Origin of the sequence: Enterobacter cloacae complex sp. XAL002, from assembly GCF_049236805.1 — a bacterium.
GTDB classification, from domain to species: Bacteria; Pseudomonadota; Gammaproteobacteria; order Enterobacterales; family Enterobacteriaceae; genus Enterobacter; species Enterobacter intestinihominis.
In genome coordinates, this window is record NZ_JBMKJN010000026.1 from 26,948 (window position 1) to 51,186 (window position 24,239).

General features: G+C 43.7%; 21 protein-coding genes. 8 read left to right on the forward strand and 13 right to left on the reverse strand.

Translation table 11 applies throughout. The features are described from left to right. Nucleotides 1-111: 111 nt before the first annotated feature. The 5 genes from ACOT0L_RS19905 to ACOT0L_RS19925 all read right to left on the reverse strand — a co-directional run bounded on the left by ACOT0L_RS19905 (nt 112) and on the right by ACOT0L_RS19925 (nt 8,428). Nucleotides 112-4,062: a conjugal transfer protein TraG N-terminal domain-containing protein gene (locus tag ACOT0L_RS19905; protein WP_000386160.1), complete on the reverse strand. Its 3,951-nt coding sequence runs from the start codon at nt 4,060-4,062 to the stop codon at nt 112-114. Between the two features lie 8 nt (nt 4,063-4,070). Next, nucleotides 4,071-5,486, reverse strand: a complete 1,416-nt coding sequence (trhH, locus tag ACOT0L_RS19910) for an IncHI-type conjugal transfer protein TrhH (RefSeq protein WP_001257292.1) — start codon at nt 5,484-5,486, stop codon at nt 4,071-4,073. After that, a complete protein-coding gene (locus ACOT0L_RS19915; RefSeq protein WP_000196727.1) occupies nt 5,476-6,522 on the reverse strand; it encodes a thioredoxin family protein in 1,047 nt (348 codons plus the stop codon). The genes trhH and ACOT0L_RS19915 overlap by 11 nt, the downstream gene beginning before the upstream one ends. Nucleotides 6,523-7,113: 591 nt before the next feature. Next, nucleotides 7,114-7,626: a hypothetical protein gene (locus ACOT0L_RS19920; protein ID WP_001140952.1), complete on the reverse strand. Its 513-nt coding sequence runs from the start codon at nt 7,624-7,626 to the stop codon at nt 7,114-7,116. 1 nt (nt 7,627) lies between these two features. Then, the gene (locus ACOT0L_RS19925; protein WP_000004208.1) at nt 7,628-8,428 is read right to left on the reverse strand and encodes a hypothetical protein; all 801 of its coding nucleotides are present in this window, start codon (nt 8,426-8,428) and stop codon (nt 7,628-7,630) included. Between the two features lie 759 nt (nt 8,429-9,187). Here ACOT0L_RS19925 and mobI point away from each other — a divergent pair. The 8 genes from mobI to ACOT0L_RS19965 are packed head-to-tail and all read left to right on the forward strand — an operon-like array spanning nt 9,188 to nt 19,330. After that, nucleotides 9,188-9,673 carry a conjugative transfer protein MobI(A/C) gene (gene mobI, locus ACOT0L_RS19930; RefSeq protein ID WP_000071885.1) on the forward strand — a complete coding sequence of 162 codons (486 nt, stop codon included), beginning with the start codon at nt 9,188-9,190 and terminating at the stop codon, nt 9,671-9,673. Continuing rightward, nucleotides 9,670-10,407 carry a hypothetical protein gene (locus ACOT0L_RS19935; RefSeq protein ID WP_000995978.1) on the forward strand — a complete coding sequence of 246 codons (738 nt, stop codon included), beginning with the start codon at nt 9,670-9,672 and terminating at the stop codon, nt 10,405-10,407. Before mobI ends, ACOT0L_RS19935 begins: the two co-directional genes overlap by 4 nt. A 9-nt stretch (nt 10,408-10,416) precedes the next feature. Further along, nucleotides 10,417-13,563 carry a MobH family relaxase gene (mobH, locus tag ACOT0L_RS19940; RefSeq protein ID WP_001011152.1) on the forward strand — a complete coding sequence of 1,049 codons (3,147 nt, stop codon included), beginning with the start codon at nt 10,417-10,419 and terminating at the stop codon, nt 13,561-13,563. Then, complete coding sequence (traD, locus tag ACOT0L_RS19945) at nt 13,563-15,647, forward strand: conjugative transfer system coupling protein TraD (RefSeq protein WP_001284073.1); 2,085 nt, start codon at nt 13,563-13,565, stop codon at nt 15,645-15,647. The genes mobH and traD overlap by 1 nt, the downstream gene beginning before the upstream one ends. After that, complete coding sequence (locus ACOT0L_RS19950; RefSeq protein WP_000343600.1) at nt 15,647-16,756, forward strand: hypothetical protein; 1,110 nt, start codon at nt 15,647-15,649, stop codon at nt 16,754-16,756. The genes traD and ACOT0L_RS19950 overlap by 1 nt, the downstream gene beginning before the upstream one ends. After that, nucleotides 16,743-17,405, forward strand: a complete 663-nt coding sequence (locus tag ACOT0L_RS19955) for a DUF4400 domain-containing protein (protein ID WP_000718549.1) — start codon at nt 16,743-16,745, stop codon at nt 17,403-17,405. Before ACOT0L_RS19950 ends, ACOT0L_RS19955 begins: the two co-directional genes overlap by 14 nt. Before the next feature lie 10 nt (nt 17,406-17,415). Next, nucleotides 17,416-18,597: a S49 family peptidase gene (locus tag ACOT0L_RS19960; protein ID WP_000952985.1), complete on the forward strand. Its 1,182-nt coding sequence runs from the start codon at nt 17,416-17,418 to the stop codon at nt 18,595-18,597. A gap of 1 nt (nt 18,598) precedes the next feature. Further along, nucleotides 18,599-19,330, forward strand: a complete 732-nt coding sequence (locus tag ACOT0L_RS19965) for a nuclease-related domain-containing protein (protein ID WP_000338612.1) — start codon at nt 18,599-18,601, stop codon at nt 19,328-19,330. A 286-nt stretch (nt 19,331-19,616) separates the two neighbouring features. Here ACOT0L_RS19965 and ACOT0L_RS19970 read toward each other — a convergent pair whose 3' ends face one another. The 8 genes from ACOT0L_RS19970 to ACOT0L_RS20005 form a co-directional block, all read right to left on the reverse strand. Next, complete coding sequence (locus ACOT0L_RS19970) at nt 19,617-19,970, reverse strand: hypothetical protein (protein WP_000210769.1); 354 nt, start codon at nt 19,968-19,970, stop codon at nt 19,617-19,619. Between the two features lie 65 nt (nt 19,971-20,035). Further along, nucleotides 20,036-20,320, reverse strand: a complete 285-nt coding sequence (locus ACOT0L_RS19975; protein WP_001091367.1) for a hypothetical protein — start codon at nt 20,318-20,320, stop codon at nt 20,036-20,038. A 356-nt stretch (nt 20,321-20,676) separates the two neighbouring features. Continuing rightward, nucleotides 20,677-20,976: a hypothetical protein gene (locus ACOT0L_RS19980; RefSeq protein ID WP_000442693.1), complete on the reverse strand. Its 300-nt coding sequence runs from the start codon at nt 20,974-20,976 to the stop codon at nt 20,677-20,679. 432 nt (nt 20,977-21,408) lie between these two features. Beyond that, nucleotides 21,409-21,777: a hypothetical protein gene (locus ACOT0L_RS19985; RefSeq protein ID WP_000537761.1), complete on the reverse strand. Its 369-nt coding sequence runs from the start codon at nt 21,775-21,777 to the stop codon at nt 21,409-21,411. A 225-nt stretch (nt 21,778-22,002) separates the two neighbouring features. Further along, complete coding sequence (locus ACOT0L_RS19990; protein WP_000800251.1) at nt 22,003-22,539, reverse strand: hypothetical protein; 537 nt, start codon at nt 22,537-22,539, stop codon at nt 22,003-22,005. Nucleotides 22,540-22,606: 67 nt separating this feature from the next. Then, the gene (locus ACOT0L_RS19995) at nt 22,607-23,044 is read right to left on the reverse strand and encodes a hypothetical protein (protein WP_000286108.1); all 438 of its coding nucleotides are present in this window, start codon (nt 23,042-23,044) and stop codon (nt 22,607-22,609) included. Nucleotides 23,045-23,088: 44 nt separating this feature from the next. Beyond that, nucleotides 23,089-23,385: a hypothetical protein gene (locus ACOT0L_RS20000; protein WP_000856246.1), complete on the reverse strand. Its 297-nt coding sequence runs from the start codon at nt 23,383-23,385 to the stop codon at nt 23,089-23,091. Between the two features lie 134 nt (nt 23,386-23,519). Further along, nucleotides 23,520-24,221: a hypothetical protein gene (locus tag ACOT0L_RS20005; RefSeq protein ID WP_004248818.1), complete on the reverse strand. Its 702-nt coding sequence runs from the start codon at nt 24,219-24,221 to the stop codon at nt 23,520-23,522. Between the last annotated feature and the right edge of the window lie 18 nt (nt 24,222-24,239).

Here is a 24,239-nt window from a genome sequence, read left to right on the forward strand (position 1 = left end):
GAGCGGTACTTCTGAAAAAAAGGCCGCAAACACATACTTTGCGGCCTTAATTGTTTAGCAGTAATTTACAATCTATTGATAGTCATTTCAGGAGGTTATATTCAACCTCCCTTATTTTTTATTTTCATTAAGCCACTGATCCGCTTTATCGACACGTGACTGGTAAGGCTCATTTGTGTTGCTCAGCTCTGACTTCATGTACTGAATGAATTCATCTGCTTTCTGAGGCCCAAAGCGTGGGTCATCCGTCAATTGCTGCCGGATAGCCCTTTCAGAGTTCTGCGCTGCATTCGCATAAGTCGAAACGCCGTCGCTGCTAATACTCTGATACCGGTCACTTACAGCTGCGACGCCATCAGACATCTGCATGTGATTAAGGACTTTACCCTGGAGAGAATCAGGCATATTTGCAGGGTTAGAGGCATCATTTGCTATCGATGTCTGGGTTTGAAGGATGCCCGCTCCCGTAAGCATCTCATTTACCGGTTTCGCCCCAACGCTGGTTAGCGTATCCGAAACAAATTGCTGGCCCCCGAGTAGCGCACCAGAAATCGCGCCCCGCTCAGTGTTGGCCTCTATCTTTTCCCCAACCAAGCGATCTGTGACGGTCTGAGTGCGGTTACCAACGAGACCACCGCCCGACCCACCTTCTCCCAGGTTTGCCCGTACGACTGACTCAAGTGAACCATCAGCTCTGTTATGAGTGTTGAAACTGCTATGGATGCTCTTAACGTCATTCATACTCCAGTTAACGTTATAGTTACCCAGTTCATTAAGGATCTTCTGGGTATCCGCTTTGAGCTGCTCTCTTTCGGCACCGGTAGCCATGGTGCTGGCACCATAGGTAAAGACAGCTTGCTGTGCCAATTCAGCTCGCTTATCGTCCCGGCTTAAGTTCGGGTTGTTGGCAACACGACTAAAGTAGTTATCAGTGTTATTAGATAAGCCACGAACTTGCCCGCTCTGATACATACTGTTCAAAGCAGTGGCTCGTTGATCCATTCCATCACCAACCACCCGACCTCCAACCTTTTCCAGATCGTTAAATGTGCCTTCTGCATTTCTGACATCCTGACCCGAATTGACGACTTTCTCTACACCCTGATTATTCAGTACAGGTCCATTCTTTTCGAGAGAATTAAGCACATTCCTTTCTTCATCAGAATAAGTGCGGCCCACGTTGTTGTTATGTATTCCCTGAATATCGCCTTTGCCCGCGTTATCAAGGTTATACGGAGTAAAGCCAGCTTCACTTTTTCCAGGGACATGCTGTGTCGCGTCCTGAGCGTTGGAGGAAAGACCGAGTTTAGCCTGCGAATCTACACTTCCACCCAGTTCCCCTACGCGTGACGCACTCATCACGCCAGACGTATTTACGCTGTCAGGAGTTCTATCCTGTGCCTGAGTGATAGTATTAATTCCTGACCCGTCACCTGAAATTCTGTCGAGCTGATTGGTGATAGGTAGCAGCTGCTGTGCATTACCACCGAAGTCGGAAACCAGACTTTTAAGCAGGCTGGAGGTTTCACGGAGATCCTGTTTATTACTTTCGGCCGTCTCTCCCCGGGCGGTATCAATCGCAATTTTTTGCTCACTGAAATCTCGGGTTGCAGCCACAAGCGCGTCAGTACGTTGAAGCTGCGATCCAAGCTGATTACTGGCCTTGAAGGTATCGTTATAGGAGTTGAATTTCTCCATAAACGCATTCTCATCCAGCCCATTCTTACGAGCAAAATTCCTTACATCATCATCACTGAAGTTTTTGTTGCGAATAGAATCGGAGAACCTGTCCAGGTTAATGCTTTGTTTAGAATCAAGGCTCATTCCACTATTGGAGCTTGCGTTAGTCGAAACCGATGTAGAAATATTTTGCGCCATCGTCTGTGTCGCCTGGTTCATTTTCGACGATGCTTCTTTAAACGCATTAGTATTGGATATCTGATCGCTGCTTACCTGAGACGCCGCTTTACTGAACTGGTCAGTTAACGCAGAATCCTGGCTAAGCTGATTCGTGATTGCTTTTGAAAGGTCATTTGAAAGCGAGTCACTGCCTGTATTGGTCTTAGATGCACCGCTACTCAATTGCCCTGCTACAGCCGCTTTCAGCCCGGCTCCATTGCCAGTTCCAACACCTCCATTAAGCCCAGCGTTGAGAATAACATTTGAAGCAATGCTGGCCATCTGAGACGCACTCACCCCATGTTTCGTTGCAATACCTTCTGCTACAGAGGCACCAATCTTATCCGAGATCTGCTTCATTGTTTGCAGGTTGGTTGAGAACTGCTGGCTCGACTGTCCTGACCTTCCAATTTCGCTCATCTGACTGTAACCAGCCTGGAATGAATTACTTGCCGCACTCATAACTGATGAGGTTACAGCTGATCCTTGTCCCTGGCTGTTAGCGATACTTGAACCAGCATTCCACATTCCAAGACGGAAATTACTTGAATCAACTGCGCCGCCATCGCTGTATCCCTGACCGGTACTGGTTAAGGCGGTTCGTGTCACGTCACCAAATGAAGATTTACCGCTGTTAGGGCCATCCCATACTTTGGGCGTTACATGACCAGTATCCACCGGCGCATCGGGGGTCACTCCCTTAACCGCATTCATCATCGGGTGAATCGACTGTGTCATCAGGAATAATGTGAGTACCGGAATCAGAGCATAGAGGGCGGAAGCAACAGACAGGTATGAACTGTATGTTTCCGCAAGCCCTGGGAGTCCCATCCACGTGACGGCATTATTCTGGCTGTTGAGGGTGCTCCAGGTATCCAAGTCGGCCGTCGCGACTTTCTTCACATACGCGTTGACCATTACTGCCGTAAGCGGCCACATATTCACGAAGAGGATAAGTTGCAAATATTTCGCCGCAGCGGCAACACCATTACCACCTAACGCCAGCAGCATAAGCAAAGCAAATGGAGCAACCATATAAGCAAACATTTCAAGGAATGCGATTGCTGCTCCCGACAGTTGTAACCACAACTGGCCCTGTGAAGCCATTGTGTTGGTTCGCTTCAGAGAAGCCTCAAACAACTGCATATCGGAAGCCAGACCGAGTGGGGTCTTATATTTGCTTGCGCCATTTCTGAGCTCATTCATAATGAACAGGTTCAGGGTGGCGTCATACGAACCAATAGCCTTACCGTACATACCATTTGCTGACGCCATAACATCAGTAAAGCTTGCGCCGGTAGGTGCACCATTTGCTTCGTCTGGAGTAAGGATGCCGTTTGTCTGTCCTATAAGGGAAATAGTCTGGCGAGCTTCAGCTGTACTGGTAACCTGTTTCACAGTTGACCAGACCTCATCACACGTACCAGATTTTGAACCGTTAGCGCCAACAATACTGGCAGAGGCATTCTTCAGTGCGCCTTTCATCGCCTGATTAATCCGGTCCATGCTATCTGCCAGATTAGCTGAGAAAATATCGTTAAAAATAGTTTCTTTACCGGCAATATTTGCGCTTGAGTTTTGGGTAGCCTTCAGGCAGTTGTATGCAAGAGACTGAACGGTAGCACATACGTTCATTGGCCCTAGCCCGCTGGCCGGTTCAGGAAATGCGGAACAGTAGCCCTGGCTATCGCCGCCCCATTGCAAAAACTTCACGAATCGGATCATCGGACCGAGGGTGATGTCATCGTCCAGAGTTGTTGCAGACAGGTCCACCGGAGAAAGCGGATCAAACGCTGTTTTATAATCCTTCAGCAAACCCTGGCTTAAGTTAGTGGTGACGGTTGCCATCGCAGCAATAAAAATTGGAATTCCGTCGACGTTTCTGACCTCTCCCGACTTTACAGATTCAATAGTTACATCCACTCGAACCATTGCCATCATGAAAAGGATCAACCCCAAAAACCAGGAGAAAAACGGTAATTCATTTTTGGTCGGAGCCTGAAGCCATAGCCACGTTTTATAGAATAGGCTCACACCTGCTACAACGGCGGCCGTGGTCAGGAACTCTTTTACACCAGTATATTGAGAAAAGATCAGGGCAATACCGGTAAAAGCCGACCAGACAAAATCAATATCACCCAGGGTATATATGTTGTAATCCATGTCAGACCTCAGTTACGTGTGCCACGAATACTTTCAGTGAAAGCCTTCCGTTGCAGGCGACGGTTATCCCAGGTTGAAATGACGTCCGAGCTGGTACCGACCTGGCTGTGCGATAGCTCATAGGCGGCTTTAACCTGTTTTGAGAGATTGTCTGTTAATCGGTTGAGATCATCCCTTTTACCCGACAGCGACTCACTCGGTATGCTCATGGTTGAAATTTTGGCCTCAACCTGGCGCAACATGTTGATTACGAGGCTCGTCGCAGCAATAGTGCTGATGTCCTGAATGTATGCGTACCCTTCCGGTGCTTCGAATGTTTGCAAAGAGTCGATAATGGTCGGGATGCCGATATAGGAGATAATGCGTAATTCATCATCTGAAACACGAACGTCGTTGATGATTTTTTTCTGTACGTTTAAAAGAAGATCAGAAATGGTATCCTTCAATCCCTTAAAACCACCGTCATTAACTTCTGACATGACAAGGCACTGAGCCTTTCGTGGGGATGATGGATCTGGTGCCGGAGAACACTTGAGCATTTTAATTGATCCGCCAGCTGGTGGCCCCATGATGTAATCCGTGACAGTCATGGTAGACGGGCGGACTTCCATTCCCGCTTTTTCGCCTTTGCTATCCCAGTTGATAATGACAGTACCTACGAGAGACATAAGTTGTTCTGCCAGTTTATAACCGGATAACTCCGTTACCCCTCCGATGTTCATCGTTCCCTTATCAATATCCATGAACGACATATAGAAGAGGTTACCACTGAATTTTTCAGCGAACTCTTCGGGATCCTTTGCTTTAACCTGAGAAGTGACAGCTTCAGGTGACTTTGTCATCGATGAGCCAAAATCAGGAATAAGACCATTAATCGATCCCAGAATTGAGGCTGGTCCAGAGCTAACTGAGTTAGCGAACTGGCTTGGCGTACCCACGTTTTCAGAAAGGAAAGAGTAAGTTGCATTGCATGAATCTTTCGCAAATTTATTTAGCGCTTGCAGTTTGTTTTGGATGTCATTAATCGTTGCAGCACAGTCAGCACAAATAGCTGAAACAGCAACGTTAAAAGCATAGATAGCCGCACCCTGGGCAATACCACGGGCCACCTGCACAAGCTGGTCCCCGTTGATCATGCTGAAGGACCCAAGAAAAACGTCAATACCGTTACAACCGACAGAAGCTTTTGGAAACGACATGGAAACAAGGTTGGTATTAACGTTTGTTGTTCGGTAAGACATTGACCCGCCAACTATGCCTGTACGGGTTGCTGTGGAAAAGGTGGCCGGGCTGGTAGACGTCATCATGCCATTGAAAATGTTACGCATTGCGTTGTCTGCATTTGCAGTCGGGGCTAAAATTGCAGCACAAACAGAAAGAGACAAAAGTAACTTTTTGAAGTTGAAAACGGCATTACTGCGCATAAGTGCCTCCAAAACTGCCGCCAGCATTGAGATAATTGACCGGATCGGCCGTAGGCATGTCATAGCCTTCGAGTTTTTGGTCCATTATTTTTTGAAGTAGGAATGGGTCTGATTCCATTTCGGATTTATTAACGGTAATAACGCCATCATCGCCGATGGTATATTGCCTTTTAATATCTAGAGTTGACTGGAACGAAGCGTCATCGATCAGATTCATGCCCTTCGCGGCAAGTATAATAGTGTTCTTTAATTCATCAGCGGAGATCATGCCTTCACTAATGCGCTGAGCTGATGTCCCATCCTTTGAAACCAGGAAAATTGTAGGTACCTCTCGAATTTTAAATTGATCAATAATTTGTGCGTTGGGGATGTTAAAATCCTGAAAAAGGCCATTATGCAATGGCCTTCCATCCATACTGATTGGAAGAATATCTACCGAATAATAGTTCTGCATAAATTGAAGTATTTGGCTTTCTTCGTGGCAAAACTGGCAAGTACTCTGGAAAAAGAAAAATAAACCTGACTTAGTAAAGATATCTTTCATTACCGTTTGCTGATTTTTTTCAACAACAGTGCGGTGAGCATCCAGTGCCACCTTTTCCACTGGTTGCCTGCGTTTTTCAGACATCATCGGGTTTTTAAGAAAATAATCTTTTGATTTGTCAGAAAAACGCGTACTGATATCCAGCATTAACCTTTGCGCCGTGTAATAACGTGATAGATTTTCTGCGGTAGGGTTATCCATTGCCTGCGTTAACAGTCGAGGCATATTCTCTTTTAGCCATTTTGAATTTAAATCTACCATTTCCTCTTTTGAAGGCGAGCTAGCAGCACCGGTTGGTGGCAAAACCTCTTCTTCTTCAGCTTCGCTTTTTTTAGCAGGATCGTCATACCAGAAGAAACCCTTCTTATAAGCCTGGCCAGATACAAAGGGCGTATCTTTTATTAGGGGTTGCTCAGGGCTGGCGTGGGCACCAGTAATTACCAAAGACATAAGCAAAACCATCTTTGAAGGCGCTAATGCAATACGAGTCATAGACCGTTCTCCTTTTCTGATGCGGTTATGATGGCATACAAAAAAAAGGTTAGAGCTCGTATAGCATGGTCGTTTTTATGTTGAAAAGGACGGAAAAGGAGTGCTGACTAAGAAGATAGTCTCGGTGATGGAAAGATCATCCATCTTGCACGTTGTCAAAAATCCGGTGTAACAAAAACATGGTTTTATCGAATATCTAAAAGCAAATATTGCTTTGAAAACAGGTGTATTTAGAGCTGAAAAAAATCATCACAAGTAATGCTGTTTCTATATTTCAAAAAAGGAATAGCTAAGGATCAAAGAAGCGAACTTAGACAAGAATATAAAATATATTAATTGAAAGCGATTAAGAAGTCGTCATGCATAGAAGGTTTTGAGAACCTAAGTAGTTTTACGTTTTCAACAGAAAAAAAGGTGCACATTTTTGGAACGAAGAAAAACTGAATAAAGAAAAATCAAATTATATCTTTACTTGTCAAGAGTTGATATTTAAGTTGTAACTAATATTTGATTGTAAAGCAAACAACAGAATTTGACTTAAGTCAATATTTAGATTCAGACAAGGCAAGTTTCGCGATATCTTTTTTAAATTTAATCTAATTCTTCTTGAGAATACCTCTCTATGGCTGAAGCAGTTGAAGATAATCTGCAACGTGGACAATGAGCATCATTTGTCACTGGCACAATGTATGGGCGTTTACATTTTTCGCAGGCACCTAGTTCTTCAATTTCTTTCATAGAAGTAAGGATTTCTATTATTTTATTAACTTCCGGTGCGCATACAAAGTATCCCAGATTATGAAGGACACTCATTATTCGGTTGAAGTCAATTTGCCGAAAACTCGCTTCCGGATTTATTGGATCAAAACCAAAATAGTTAACTGCGACATCAATAACAGCAGAAAAGGCTCGGCGGTTATCTGTGCGTTTGCTCCAGCCCCGGATACCTTTTTTGAGTTTTGTTTTTGCACCAGGCTCAAAATCGATATTTTCAGCAACATGATTACCGTACAAAATTCGTATTGTATTTTTATTTGCCCCAAGCGACATAGTTCTTGCTGCTCGCAATAGAGCATTAGCTTTTGTTTGATCGACCTTTGCCATATCAATAATCCTTTAACATAACTTTATTTGTTAAAGTGTTGAACACATCCTGACGGTGACTGGTGAACATAGTGTCATAACGTAATAGTTCCATCAAATCATCACTAACTTTTCCTAACCGGATGTCAGCAGACAATTCATAAGCCCAGGCAAAAACTTTCGTTTTAAGTGAAACACTCTCTTCAATATGCCCTTGTGAGAAAGCAATTGTACGTGGGAAAAGAACGACATCGTTAATTGTTTTTAACGATGAATAACCAATGTCTTTAATAGCATCAGCTGTAGTTGGTTTTAAACCAAAGAAAATACTTACAAACTCTGGTGCGAGCATTGAGATAAAGAACACCTGCATAAAGTAGTCATTCTGTATATCAACACATTTAGAACGCAACTCATGAATCTTCTTGGGATTATAGATATCCACTGTACCATTCAGAAAAGTCACTTTTTCACCGGCATCGTAAATACCATAGTCAATATCATTTGTATCATATTCACGAATTACATTGGAATCACCGTCCAAGACCGCAGAAAAAAACCTCTCCCATGTAATTTCCTTTCCGAGTGTACGCGGAACCAAAAAACTACCTGGACGTGTTTCCACTTCAAAAGCTAAATCAGCGGCTGTACTAAATCCTTTCCCAAATAGGCGACGCTGGAGAAGAGGAGTCCCAGTTTGATATGCAGAAGATCCATGCACAGGCAATAACATTAAAAATGCACGGTAACTACGAATAAGCGAAATCTCAGTGCGGAAAAGTTTACCGAGTAAGCTACGAGTTAAATTATCAGATTCTGACATGTGCTGATTGTCCTTGCGCCATTACAATTGTTCAAATCTTCAACATGGATTTTTTGTTAGGTGTTCGGTAGGGTGAAAAGTAACTTTTAGTATTTTCTTAAGGCTTGAATAAGCCTTAAATCTATCCCTTCAACCACACCGCTTACTTGTAACACTTTTTAACCAAACTAACCAGAATTTTATCAAAAATTCCTGCGCATGCTAACGAAATGTGAAGCGATTAAAAAAAAACCTAAATCCAGCCCCTCCCAACGTTGGATTAGAATAACGACGTCTTTCACTGACCGTCATAAACTGACATTTTTACTTTTCATCAACCTCATGCTTACATAGGATCACTAAACAAAGAAAAGTGACCCTATGAATGCCTCACATAGGGTCACTTATGTTTGAAAAGTGACCCTATGTAATGTCGTCATAGGGTCACTTTTTATAAAAGTGTCACTATGGACAAAGTTCCATAGGGTCATTTTTTTTGGAAAAGTGGCACTAGATATATGTATAACTTTAATAGAGCAATGCACATTATCAAAAGCAATAATCCACAATGGTCATTCTGTCAAAAGTAACTTTAGGGGGTAGCGATGGAAGTGAGGCTAAACTCGCTGTTACTGTTTCTGAAGGCCCCTCCCGAATGGGGGAAACAGCGAGTGCATTACATCTGTTCAATTCCCTCATCAAAGAGCATTCAAAAATCTTCTGTTCGTGAAAAAAAACGGAAATTTCCTCCGGTATAGTAATTTCACATCAGGAGGCGTCATGAGTAATTCAAATCTTATAAGTTCTATAGAGCTAACACGTAAAAATTTACGTGCTCAGATTGAAGGTTTGCGTGTTGAGGCTGAAGATCTCATTACAAAATACTGGATCAAGTGGAAGGAACGAAACCACCAAGAGATTAACCTTACCCGACATAGCAAAGTTCCAAAGAGGGAGTACCTGGGTTCTTACGCACCAAAAGTTGAGCTAATTGGTAATGCCAGAAAAGTAACGATCACTTGGCATCAGTTCAGCCCTTATAAAACAAGAGCGCCTAGCCACATGTCAAAACGGGTGCAACCAATGAAAAGTGGAAAATATTCTAAGAACTGTTTTGTAAACCATGCCAGCTGGGAATACGAAATGATTTCTGAAACGGAAGCATTGCTGGAGCCTTACAGAGAAATGCTTGAGCTCTATCATTCAGCATATATCGAACTTGGACGAAAAATCCGTCAATACTCAAAAACTAAGGTGGCACAATGAACGACGCAATTATCACGGACAATGAGCGTATTAACATTGAACCAAAAGATGTAATGGTAAAAGGTTCAAATAAAAAGCAAGGCGTAAACGCTCAAACTTCTACTCAACGTAGACCAGAGCACCAGGGTATGGCCAAAGTTATTATTAACCCCGGCACCCCAGACTTTAACCGGTTTTTAACTGCCAGAAATGGAGCAGTCATCAGAGGTTTTGATGATGTGAGTATCGCTATTTCCTCTCTCTTTAAAACGGTTGATGCAGTTAAACATCCTGACCTTGTTCAGGCTATTCAGGATTGGTTCAACGAGCTGCATGAAGAAAACAATAAGATGAAAGAAAATCTTGTTGCTTATATTAAGTCAATTGAGTTCGACAAGAATGACTCATTCATGTCATCAACTCAGTTTGTACCTTTCAGTTTTGAACCAGTACAACTCAACTTCAATAACCACAACACCATGAGGTTTTACAAGTACATCTTCGAGATGAACCAGCTCATGAACACAATGTATGAGTACAACTCATTGGGTTTACTGGCTGTAAGCGACTATCCGGTTATGTCTCACAACATTATAAAGAGTATTAATTTATATGTTGAGAATGTGAAAAAGACTCTGAATGTTTCTCGCCGTAAGGATGGGCCATACAGTCCAGCAGAGTTCATCACCAAAGTAATGCAATATAAAAGTGTGCAGGCATACATTGCAGCCGAACTGTCAGGCAAACGTCGATAAGGTATGATGATGAATTTCAGGGCGCTGTATTTATGTATTAAACGGATTTTGGGGATATTCTCATCTCAGGAGAATGATGCAACCTCTGTAATGATTGAGGATATATCAAGCCTCTCTCCTTTTGCGCAGATTCTAGGAGATCAGAAGTACACTGTTCCTGATCATCCAAATCCAGAAGTCCTGAAATTCATCGAGTATCCAACTCGTCCGACGGGCATACAGACATTTAATGAACAGTCAATCCTGTCTCTGTATCGGGAAAAGCTGCACTCAATTTCAATGATGTTAGCTATCAGCGATAGCGACATCAGGGACGATGCATATACATTTACTAATTTAGTTTTAAAGCCCTTGGTTGAATATGTTCGCTGGATACATCTTTTGCCAGCTTCCGAAAATCATCATCATAATGGTATTGGTGGGTTACTTTCTCACAGCCTGGAAGTGGCCATACTCTCTTTAAAAAATGCGCATCACTCAGAACTGAGACCAATCGGATATCAAGATGAAGAAGTAGTCCGTAGAAAAGTATATCTCTATGCTGCGTTTATCTGTGGTTTAGTCCATGATGCCGGAAAGGTTTACGATCTCGACATTGTAAGCCTGAATTTAGCTAGTCCGATCATTTGGACGCCAAGCTCACAAAGTCTTCTTGACTGGGCACGTGAAAATGACGTGGTTGAATACGAAATCCACTGGCGAAAGCGTATTCATAATCAACATAATATCTGGTCCAGCGTTTTCCTTGAGCGAATCCTAAACCCGGTATGTCTTGCATTTTTGGATCGGGTAAATAAAGAACGTGTTTATTCAAAAATGATCACCGCCCTAAACGTTTATACTGATGGGAATGACTTTTTGTCTAAATGCGTGAGGACCGCTGATTTCTATTCTACTGGTACAGACCTTAATGTTTTACGTGACCCTATCATGGGTCTGCGTTCTAATGATGCAGCAGCAAGGGCCATTAGTACCATCAAGCACAACTTTACCAGTATCAATATCAACAATTACAATGCTAAGCCTATGCACATCATTATCGTAAATGGTGAGGTATACCTTAACGAGAACGCATTCCTTGATTTTGTTCTCAATGATTTCGAATTACATAAATATAACTTCCCTCAGGGAGAGGCTGGTAAGACCGTATTGGTAGAATCCCTAGTTCAACGTGGTTACGTCGAGCCCTATGATGATGAGCGTGTCGTTCACTACTTCATTCCGGGTATCTATTCGGAAAACGAAATATCAAACATCTTTAGAAATGGGATAGGGAAACTAGAATTCTATAACCTTCTTAAGCTAAGGTGGATTGGTTTAATCTTTGATTCCTATAAAATCCCTGACTCAGTGCCGGGTCTTTTTAGCGTTAATGCCAATAAAGACTTTATTTACATTGACGAGCAAAAAACAGTTACTGAATACAGAAGACCAGTGCCCGGTCGGGACGTTATAACTAAAATTACTGATACTGTTGAGACGGCTGTTCTTAAGGTTAATGATTTAGGCCGCTCCTCTGCCTCTATTGATGTTGATATACATTCTAAGAAAAATGAAGGCTCATCCGACGATTTTGAGAAGAAAGCCGAAAGTGATAATGAAATTGATAATGACACGCAGATAGTTAAATCTGAGGGTGAGGAAGCAGCTGATCCTGTCATTCCTGATATAGAAGAAAGTGAAGATGAATCGGCAAAGGACACGGAATCCCATGTCCTGGTCAACCAACTTCATGAACTCCTTTTAAGCGCTCCACTTTCCAATGACTATATAGTGTGTGTTGATGCTGTCCCCTACCTCAACATAGATACCACTATGGCATTGCTGCCGGGATTAGATGAAAAAGCATTCAGTGAAGAGCCCTATTTCCAACTGACATTCAGAGAAGGCTCTCTCGATGGAATGTGGATAGTAAGGGACATTGACGATCTGCGTTTAGTCCAGCTCGGCGATAACTGCGCCGGGTTCCAGCTCACCTATCATGAGCCAAGAAGGCCAACAACTTTAAAGTCACTTTTCAATACTTCTATGTATCAGGCATTAGTGATTAATGATGAGTCTTCTGTTGAAAACTCTGCCCCACGTCCAAAGCAAACGCTTGAGCTGCCTCCCCCACGTGTAAATGCAGTCGAAGAACATTCTGGCGACGTGGAATATCATGGAACCGATAGTGCATCCGCGACTGGTCCGCTGAAAACTGAGGCTGTGGAATATGAACATTATCAACATCTTTTTGAGAAAGAAGATGAAGAGCATGAGATCATTGATTATACCGATTTCTCACAGCTTAGTGTTTCTCGGCCAGAAGTCGGTAGTTGTGCAACAAGCTCTTCGGTCCATAATGAAAAGCTTCTCTCCGAGCCGTCAGAATTACCAGAACTTAACCGAGAACAGAACGCTGATCCCCAGGGTACGAATGAACGCTCTATGGATGTTTCTGTAGGACAAGAAAACTCAGAACCAGATACTGAGGGTAACTGCCCACCACCAGCTGAAGTTGTGTATTCCCAGACCGAAGCAGCCGCAACCAGTGTGATGGCAAGTGAAGAGCCCGCCTTACCTCCTGTACTTGAAGAATCAAATGGAGAGCATGCGCCCACAGACGCTAAGGGGCATCATCTTTCGCCAGCACTGGCCAGACTGTTCGCCCCAACAGCACCGGTAGAAAAACAAAATCCCAAGCGCAACCGGAATAAATCATCGGACAAAGCAGAAGTACAAAAACCAGCATCACCTGTTTCTGGTCACAATCTGAACAGTAAAGTCTTTGCATCTACTGAATCAGACCAAAATGGTGAATTCTCGCTTATAAGCGAAGGTGACGTTACAGAGCTTGAATTTGTAGAAATTGCGTTAGTACTGCATCAAATTCTGTCCAAAATGGAGGTGGCGTTTAAAAGAAAGCGCAAAAACAGATTTATGGTAAGTACTCCTAATACTCTCTATCTGACCCAATCTTGCGTGGAAAAATTTGGGTCGCAGTTAGAGGCTCAAGATCTTTTCAATAAGCTTCCTCAGTACCTCGTTAATTCTGGTGCTGTGATCAATACAAAATGCCATGCATTTAACATGCCTACTTTGCTGGCCGCATCAGACCGGGCGAAAGTGGACATTGAACGAATTATCAATAACCTGAAAGAGGCTGGGAACCTATAATGTCAGATTCGAAGAGGACTAACCTCCATGCACAAGAGAATTTTTATCGGCCTATTCTTGAGTATCGTAGTGCCTCAATACTTTTGATTTGTTCGGTTTCTATGCTTTATATGGGACTTTCTTCAGACGGACTGGACATCGCCCCAATAGTTCTGTTCACCTCAATATTGCTTTTTTTGCTGTGCCTTTATCGTTGCAAAACAGCAGCGCCATTTTTGATGGCTCATTGGCGTGTATTCAAGCGACATTTCATGTTCGTTAGTCTTGATTCACTGCGTGTAATTAACAAAAGTAACTTTTTCTCCAATGAGCGAAAGTATCGTCAACTGGTTCAGGATTATCAAAATAAAAATAAGGATATACCCGAGCGAAAGTCCTATTTTTGTGATGGGTTTGAGTGGGGTCCGGAACATGCGGATCGGGCATATCAAATAGCTAACCTCTCCAGTGATAAACGTGAGATCGAGTTGCCATTCGTCTTCAACCCAATTAAGAGACATTTTGACGCAATGGCTCGTAAGATGGGCGGCAGCAATGCAATTTTTGCTGTGGAACGTAGGGAACCCATATTTGTAACTGAAGACAATTGGTTTGGTCATACTCTGATAACCGGAAACGTGGGTACCGGGAAAACGGTGCTACAGCGTTTACTAAGCATTAGCATGCTTCATCTTGGTCATGTTGTTGTTGTCATAGATCCAAAGAACGATGCAGAGTGGCGAGAATCTCTAATGGAAGAGGCTAAGACCCTCGGTCTTCCTTTCTATAAATTTCATCCTGGCCAGCCAGCATCTTCGGTCTGTATTGATGTCTGCAACACCTATACTAATGTTTCTGACCTAACATCTCGTCTTTTGAGCTTGGTGACAGTTCCCGGTGAGGTTAACCCATTCGTTCAGTATGCCAAGGCTCTCGTTTCCAATGTGATTTCCGGGCTTTCTTACATAGAGAAAAAGCCTTCTATTTATCTGATTCACAAGAACATGAAAAGCCACATGTCTATTGTGAATCTTACAGTCAAGGTAATGGAGTCATGTTACGCGAGATATTATGGTTACGATGTCTGGACCGAAAAAGTTAAGTACGTCGCTAACGATACCTTGCCGGTACGTTTCAAGCGTCTCGCTGAATGGTTTACGGCTCATTTCATGAATTACGAGGGGTCCGAACAAATAGACTGGTTAGATACTGTTTCCCAGCTTATTGATTACTCAATGTCCGACCCAGAGCATATGGCTAAAATGACCGCAGGTATTATGCCTGTTTTCGATATGCTCATTGAAAAACCTTTAAATGAGCTTTTATCTCCTAACCCGAACTCAGTATCATCAAGAGAAATTGTAACAAGCGAAGGGATGTTCAGCACTGGCGGGGTGCTATACATTTCGCTTGATGGCCTTTCAAACCCCGATACAGCAGCTGCTATTTCTCAATTAATAATGTCAGATCTGACCTCCTGTGCCGGTAGTCGCTACAACGCTCAAGATGGTGATATGTCAGCTAATTCCAGGATAAGTATTTTTGTTGATGAGGCACACTCAGCCATTAACAACCCTATGATTAACCTTCTGGCGCAGGGTCGTGCAGCGAAAATTGCACTGTTTATTTGCACCCAAACCATCTCCGACTTTATTGCTGCGGCAAGTGTTGAAACTGCCAATCGAATTACGGGGCTCTGCAACAATTATATAAGCTTGCGAGTCAACGATACTCCTACTCAGACGCTTGTTGTAGAGAACTTTGGTAAGAGTGCGATAAGCACAAATATGGTCACTTATACGACCGGTTCAGAAACATCTTTGCCGCATAATAACTTCTCAGGTTCAATCTCAGAAAGAAAGCAGACAACTTTAGAAGAGAGTATTCCAAAGGATCTCTTGGGTCAGGTCCCTATGTTTCACATAGTTGCCAGGCTTCAAGATGGCAGGAAGGTTGTAGGCCAAATCCCTATTGCTGTTGCTGAGAAACAAATGAAGCCAAACACAACTCTGTCGGAAATGCTTTTCAAGAAGGCCGGAAAAGTTACTTTGCGTCAAAATCTCGATATCAAAAATCTTAATAAATTTCTAAGGAAGTTGCATTGATGGATGAAAAAATTGTCCTGACGCGCCAGCAAATTTTAAGCTCTGCACTAAAAGTCAGCAAATGTCGCTCGCTCGTAAAAAGGCGCTTTCAGTCTTTGGGTTTAAAGTACGCAGATTCTCAGGAAGTTCGAGATCGGCTAACTATGATAGAAAAAAACGCGTTTCATCATTTGGGAAAATTTTGTCAGAGCAACGATATCGATTCCCTATTCTCCATGGCAAATACCCTGTCTGAGCTTTTCCTTTTAAAGGGAGAGTTGATCACGACTGATCCCTTTGGGGACCGTGAAACCAGCTACTGGTCGGTACCACAAGGATCATGCCATGAATGGATTCAATCACTGACCACCAGCGAAGGTCCTGAACGTAAATTCGTTAGTTTCCGTATTTCTTTCGATAACAATGACGTACGGTGTGATCTTGTAAAAAAGAATGCCCGTATGCTTGGTTGTTATCTTTTGCCTTATTTCGTCGATTTAACACGCACGGTGGGCGCATTCATTAATTTGCCAGGTAGTGTCTCTTTTAAACAAGTACAGCGCATCAAACCCCAGATTCATCCAGAAACAACACATAGTCATATAGTTACTATTGAGGACTCTCCCTTTCTTTCTCGGTTAAAATTTAAAATCATTACTGCCATAGATCAGCTTCCTGACCCTAATGGCCTTTATACAAACACCTTTAACAGCATTATTGACCGTGCACTGCTGACTCATCTCAAAACCGAACAGGAAAAAATAGATAGTCCAAGAGTCTGCAAAAATGTGATTTCGGCTTTTGCCGACTCAACTCTTTCTCTGCCGGTGTTTAACATCGGCCTAAACGAGCAGTACAGATACTGGACGCCGTGGGGCATCAACTTTATAGAATTTTCCCGCCAGGCCGCAAAAGCAAGGACCGCTGTATTTGTTCCTGATGTGGGACAGATCGAGTGGAAAAGCGCAGAGCATAAAGAACTGGCGGAGTTAAGCCTCATCGACCAAATCATACCTAAACAGTACCACTGGCTCCTGGGTATCCCGACGATGTGGCGTAACAACTATTGCAATCACGATCAGAGGCTAGCTCTTTTTCGTGAATGGAGGGAAAGCAATGGCTGCGGATAATACAAGCAGGGCAGCAGTGCTCAGAACAATGCTTTTTTTTGGCATGGTCATTTATTTTGGTTACAGCTTGGCTTTCCAGAATACTGAGGAGCTCAAATATCAGATTACTCAGGAGGTTAATGCAAGCCGGTCCATCATATCAAATGACCGTTGGAAGTCTGTCATTGCAAATAGTGAAGCGACTTTAAATTGGTTGGTACATGACTATAAGTTAATTGACTATCTGAATACTATTCTGATCCCTGACACCAAAAAACCAGCCAGAGGTATTAACATTGTTGCTGAAAAATTTACCTCTATTAATTACACTATGGCCAAAAACATACCCCTCTTACTTTATCAGTCCATTTTCCGGTGGAACTTAATCCTGGGGTGGCTAATCGTTTTTCTGCCCTATCTATTTGCCATGCTAGCAGATGGAATGTACCAGTGGAAATTGAAGAGGTACGTATTTGGTAAGGTTACAGTTCAGTTTTATCGTATTTGGTTTCGAGCATTTTGGGTGATCAGTGCTTTAACGATGGTCTACCTGGTCATGCCAAATATGTCACTATTTAACAATATCGCTCAACTTTTCCCACCAGTCGCTTTATTGATACTGGGAATTGCATTGAATCGCTTGTGGTCTAACTTTCAAAAACTCATGTAAAGGTGGTCAGATGTTAAGCAGTAAAAAAAGGAAGTCCCCTACAAATATCAAAGAATCGCTCAATGATAACGCTGACCGTTTTTATAAGATGTTTCGCATTCATACCACGGCAAAAGTTGCTATGTCGCTAATTGCCATGACCGCTGTAGGGTTTTCTTTCTACAATCTTTACGAACAATGGCAGGACGCTGAAGGGAAGAAAGACCATATAGCTGTAATACGGATTTCTGGCGAGATGGGTACCGGCTCGGAAACGGGCGATGGAACAGTGATCGCAACAGCTCTTGCCAAAGCTTACAATAATCCCCATGCCAAAGCAGTTATTATCGAGGCAGAGTCAGGTGGTGGTGGTCCCTCTGACGCCATCATTATTTACCGCCAGATAAACGCGCTTAAAAACCACCAGCCACAGATTGAACGCGTATCAGATGCCGGTGGCTCTCTTTCATCTGTAGCCGCTGACAAGAGTAACAAAACCGGGAGCACAGAACGTGGCGATGAAGCACGGTCGAAGCAAAACTCCCTCGAAGTACTCTCCAGCGGTACCGGTCGTTTTTTCTCTGATATCGCAGACTCATATAAACCAATCATCGTTAGTGTGAAAGGCATATGCGCATCCGCATGCTATTACGCGGTATCGCCCGCTGATGCAATTTATGCCGACAGTAATGCCCTGATCGGTTCTATCGGTGTGCGTATGGACCACTGGAATCTGTCAGAGATCATGAGCACAGTAGGCGTCAAGAATGAGCCCCTTACGGCCGGTGAGTTCAAAGATGCTCTTGACCCCTTCCACCCATTGTCCGATTCAACGAGGGAGTTCATGCAGAAGGAGATCCTGAACACGATGCATGAAAAATTTATAACTGATGTTGAACTTGGACGGGGTAAAAAGCTTCTCTCGCGTCATGATGCCGATGCTGTTTCTCTCTATTCAGGCCGTGTATGGCCAACACCTCAGGCAGTTAAGTACGGCCTGGTGGATGGAGATCTTACGTCAGTAGAGATCCGTACACGTCTTTCAAAAATGTACTCCACTGACACGTTCAAAAACTACAATGAGCCTCATCGTAATCTCCGTTCTGCACTCGGCATGCTGATGAGCCTGTCTTCAAATATTGAGAGCCTTACCGGTACCACTACCCGCTTAGTAGAATCTGTTAATGCCACCAGCTACCCCTCTGTGAGGTAACATGGATGCTTTCAATCTGCTGTGGAGCATTACGGGGGTAGCTTTCATTATCCTTATTTTCGTCGTGTTGCTGTGTCTGTTGGGATTTATGACCTCTGCCATAGCGGAACGGCGGACTGCAAAGGCAATTGAATCTGGGCTTCCTGAAGAAGCTCAGGGGCTACTTAGTGATCTCACCTTTCAGTTGTCGGCTCATAGCACTACGCAGGTTGATCACATTCTCGTAGCCCCACATGGTATATACGTCATAGAGCAGAAAAACTACGTAGGCAAGCTCTACGGTACTCTGGAGGAAAGCCACTGGCGGAAATGGACTCAGTCCCGAACCCTCAAGTTGCAGAACCCGTTTAAGCAAAACCAGGGGCACATCAGGGCTATTCAGTCTGCTCTTAAGGCTAGAGAACTGGAATGTATCAATGTCGTCATCATAAACGGACGTTGTAAGTTTGATGGCATCAAGCCGGAATGGTTATGTATGGGGATGGACGATTTTATCCATAAAGTCAAACAACGACGAGGGCTACGGTTGTTCACACCGGAGTCTGTTCAGCACATCTGTTCGGTGTTGAAGTCAACAAGGAAGTCGCCAGGGCTCTATACGGACCTTACTCATATTCATAACATAACGACAAAGTACAAAGCCCCGATGAAATTCGAGCAACGAGTAACATACATTCTGCTCAACTTTATCCATTATCTGTGGGCAAGTCTGTTCACTAAGCAGAAGCCTTAGCGCTCTATCATTGGTAAGGCTGTAAAATGTCTGCAAAAGGCCCCATCGGTAAATTGTTGGGGCTTTTTCTTTGCGTAGTTCTGATACGGTTTATCCTGTGGAGCATTATGGCCACCAGCCAGCTGGTGACTGGCCAACGCTTTGTATGACGTAGCCTACTCAGGGCAGGCTATTTTAGAGGGACCGATTTTTATCCGGGCTAATTTAGAAAGAGATAATTTGAACTTAGGCGGGCTGACCACCAGCAGAGAGGTAAATCACTAGCCGGTGATATTGACAGAAGTCGTCAGGGGTTTAACGCCGGAATATTTTGCCAGGCCTCCTGCAAGGTCTGCAAGACTTCTACAAGTGATAGTGACGGCCACAGGACTGTTTCCGTCATTATCACTCCAGGTGGCTCGCACTCTACTGGTACCAGAATTAAAACAACACGAGTTCCTTTTACCTGGTAGGCAAGGTTTACTGCCGGTTGGCGGTAGGAGGCCAGTACACCCTCACCATATTGAGCAGGGTTACTTGCCCAGTTCCGCACCATTGCATACACCTGAGGCATATACCGACTATCCAGATCCCCTTTGGGCCGTCTGAACGGCACGATTTCTTCTGAGCGGTAGGTGGTCGTTGTTGTATTGGTTGTCATCTTTGTCACCTCCCCTGTTCGTCCATTTAGAGTTTTAAGCTGCTTTACACATCACACTCAACTGATTATTTAAGCTGGTCATCGTCTCTGGCCAGCATAGCCCAACCATTCGCCTGGTTTTCGCGGGAGTAAGGATTCATTTCAAAATAACTATCTACCGCGTCGCTGTCCGCAACAGAACTGTTGTTAGCTCTCTTTGAACCCTGAACCACTACAGCATCAACCTCTGCGGCTTTCCCGTTGCGCTGTACCAGGATTTTAACCGTATTGGGCTTACGTCTTGCGAGCAGTTTGTTGGCGATAAAAAGCACAACAATCCAGGCCAAAAGCACGTATAAAAATGTATTCATAATGCCCTCCTTTGTATGTGATTATTATACCTGCTTCCATTGCAGGCCAAACAGGTTCGGTGCATGAAAAATAGACTTCTCTCCGGCGTATAGCAATCTACTTACTGATCTGTTTTCGTATCAAACTGTATGGCATAACCGAGGGGCGTACGTGGTGAGTCAGAAAGTTACTTTTCCGTAATAGTTAATTTCAGATCCTTCTTCCAGTTACGCTTCAGTATAAAACCGATACCCTCTAATTCAGCATCCTTCACGTTTAATACGCTTCACTTTAAGGCAGGGCTTTTCGGTTGAAATGAATTCTTTTTCCGGTTGCTGGACATGGGTTTCATCCTGATAGTTAAAGTTGCAGGCTATCAGTCACCACCACCACCTCCGTCACCTCCTCCACCGCCACCATCACAACCACCAGCTATGCTATTTTCACCATTACAATCACCTCCGAGGGGGTTCAAATGGCTGCTCCCCTGTAGATGGTGTCCTTGCCAGATCGAACCCGAACCAGCGCCTCCTGAGCGTCTTTGCTTGCCCTGAGGCAATTGTGCAGGCTCACCAGCACCGGCGGTACCAAAAATGTCCCGGGCAATTTTATAAAGAAGGTAAAAAGGTACGCCCAGCATCATAAAAAAGATTACTGAAAATATTACACGTTCCATTGATGATCTCCTGTCTTGTGAGAGACCAGTTATATCAGGGTGATTCAGTATTTCCGTTTAGAAAAGAGTACTAATTTGGCCCTGTTCGCTCTTAATTTGCCATCCGGGAAAAAGTCATAGGGATAGGCCTGCCAGAGTCAATAACTTCCAGTGATCTGGAGGAGACCCCGGCTCTCTGAGCCCTCATGGATGGTACGGCTTTACCCCTTGTAAACAGATTCACGTTCCGCAGGACAAACATCGACTACTGACGTCTCATATTTGCTGACGCTAATCCGACGTCTCATTGCCGTCTGCTTGTTTTCTTTAAAGGGTGTATTAGACGAATATCAAATCGGAATGGTAGGGGATGTGTGGGCACCATGCCCGGCCCTCTTTGAGCATCTGAGAGATTGGAGACCTAGCCGGGTAAGATAGCTACTTTCTTACGGGTTACCCTTCAAATCCAAAGACGAAACGGACGCTGCCGTTCTCCACGTGGAGACGCTTTACTTCTTCGACAAATTCCTGGATCACCTCTCCGGCGTTATCGGGTGGTATGGCTGACAAAATTTCTTCCGAAGTCAGCCATGAGTATGAATGTTCACCGAATAAATCATCATCTTCGGACGGTATATCATCAGGTAATCCGCGTAATGCGTGGATAAAAACTGCTGATGTGCTCGCCCTTTCACGATCTACATCAAATCCGAGCCAGGCAAAGTGGAGATATGATCGGTCCCCTTTATAATTGCTTGATAAATTAATCCATTTACCAGGCTTTTCTTCCCTTTGAAATCGCCAGCAGATATCAACGCCCATTAAGAAACTCCATTACTATCGTTCGTATGAGATAACTATCATTTCAGAATACTATGACTTCTTCCCGTATAGAACTAATCGCTCACGCCATTTAGCTACTTACTTTTTTTACGTACGCTTGCAGCGCAGTACCTTGAGAGAAGTAAGTAAGACTGGGCGAAGCCAACCGGTTCCGCCACCTCGCTCACCGGCTTTTAGGCGTAAGCACTGAAGTCAGCCTCCATGCTAACTGGCGAGCCTGCGAAAGTCAGACTCGTTGTTATAAAGCGGCATATCGTAAGCAGTGTCTGAAATGAACATTCGGATCTGCTCAAGCGTCATGCCACAATGAAAACGGGTTACGCTCACATTGGCCCGGGGGAAGTCAGCACAAAATGCATTCAAAACATTCTCATGGACAATACCAATGTTGATTAACGCAGCTGGCCCGTTGTCACGGAAAGATACGACACGGAATCCCCCATACCAGCCTGACTGGGAGAAAAATGAAAATGCACTCGTTGCCAGACCATTAGACAGGTCATAGCGCAATTTCCCGCTCAGAGACTGGCTGTCTCTGCTGTACACGCGATTAATGAAAATGCCGGGACCAACTTCTACCGGCTGCTTGTTGCTTGCTAAACACGGAAAGCCCACCAGCGAAACCTCCCTTTCTCCTAACCAGTTTACCTGATACCCGGCAGTGAGAAAGTCAGTCAGTTCTACGCCAGAAAGAGCATTAATGGCCGCAATATCGGTATCCAAAATATTTACGTTTTTCATATTCATCTCATCTATATTCTAAAGTGCGTTTTTTGTCTATCAGCCCGAGGATTGAAAATTTGAATATTTAATGTGACAGAAAAATACCTGTCACCTTTTCAAAAACTGCCTGCAATTGAATATCGAGAGAGTCCATTTTAAAATCCACCAGCTCAGCTTTATTATCGCAAACCGAATAAAAATAGGAGTCAAATGCGTCTGTATCTTCATCTTTAAAAATACGGAAGGAATTAATTTTATTATGCCCTTCAAATTCGGCATGAATACCATAGCGAACCGAGCCGTCATCGAACTGAACAACCCGTCGTACAGAATTAATCCGGACGTACTGTTTTAAGGCCCTCGCGAAATCGGCATTTAACGCCAACGCTCGTAAGATTGAATCAGCGGTTTCATTCTGCTTTTTACGATCATATTCAAACATCCCACAGCCGGTGTTACGAAAGACCGGCTGAAGAGCATTAACCAGGTTGAAGGAATCCACGTTTCTGTCGTTTCTGTACATGAGATATCTCCTGCCCCTCCGCTATACGAAGGGGCTTGATAGGGTTACTGCCAGGCTGCGATCACTTCTTCGCACTGGAAATGAGATAAGCACTGCTGGAGTAAAAGGGCCAGCACCGCTGTGTTAGGGACGCGATTGTTACACCACGCGTTGAATAGCAGCTGCCATGGACCGGCATAATACCCGGCCAGTTTCTTTTTTTGTTTATCTGTGCAGCAGCTGGAAATGGCCTGCTGATAAAGGCTTTCATTCTCGGCACCAGAGCGTTGTTGCAGTGCCTGATAAATATAGGAGTAGACAGAATCGGAGCAATTAGATGCATAGGCCAGATTGGTTTTCATAATACCTCCTGTGTTTTTGGGTATTATATAAAACTCCGACCTACTGGCTAATAACCCACACTGTAATTTCTTTTAAAAACACAATAAATTTTCAAAATTGGACCAGTGTGGATTTAAGCGAGCAGTTTAAATCTTTATGAACTAGCTTTCAAAGAGGTTGGTTTTTCGGGAAGTTTTTTGCCAGACCAGCATGTTGTTTTTTTTTCTGTAGTGCAGATTAGCTGGTACCTGCCCCTTCTTACCTCTTTGAGCAATGACTGTTTGAAATATGGTAAGCCCAGTTCAAAAACCCAGTAACGACCGTCTGCAAAAACGACTGAATTTTCAACGCCATCCGAAGCCACCAAGGATGCATCATTAAGTAGACGTTCTTCATAATGAAATGGTAATGAAAATGTCAGATATAACGCACAAAGTACAAAGATTCCTGTGAGACTAACTGCCAGTGAACCACAATAACCAGAATAAACATTTAAATTTCTTTTGATAAATTTCTCATGCAAGATTACAAGCAGACAGAATACACAAGCTACCAGCCCAAATCCTACATGCAGATAAAACTGTCTTATTTCATCATTCCAGACGATGTTGTCCCATTTCGTGCTTAAGATTGAACCCAACAAGGAGATAATAAAAGCGGCAATTTGAGAACTGATAAAGTAGGAGAAAGCTGACTTTGAAGTTATTTTTTTCATAGAAACAGGAACCTCTTTACCTCGTTCCTGATCAGAGAAAAGACACAAAACGCACCATGCGCAAAAAACTGCAAGTCCAGATGCAATAATCTCGCGTAAAAACATATTAAACGTTTCCGATAATGAATAAGTAATTACCATATCCTCTCCGTAAGTCTA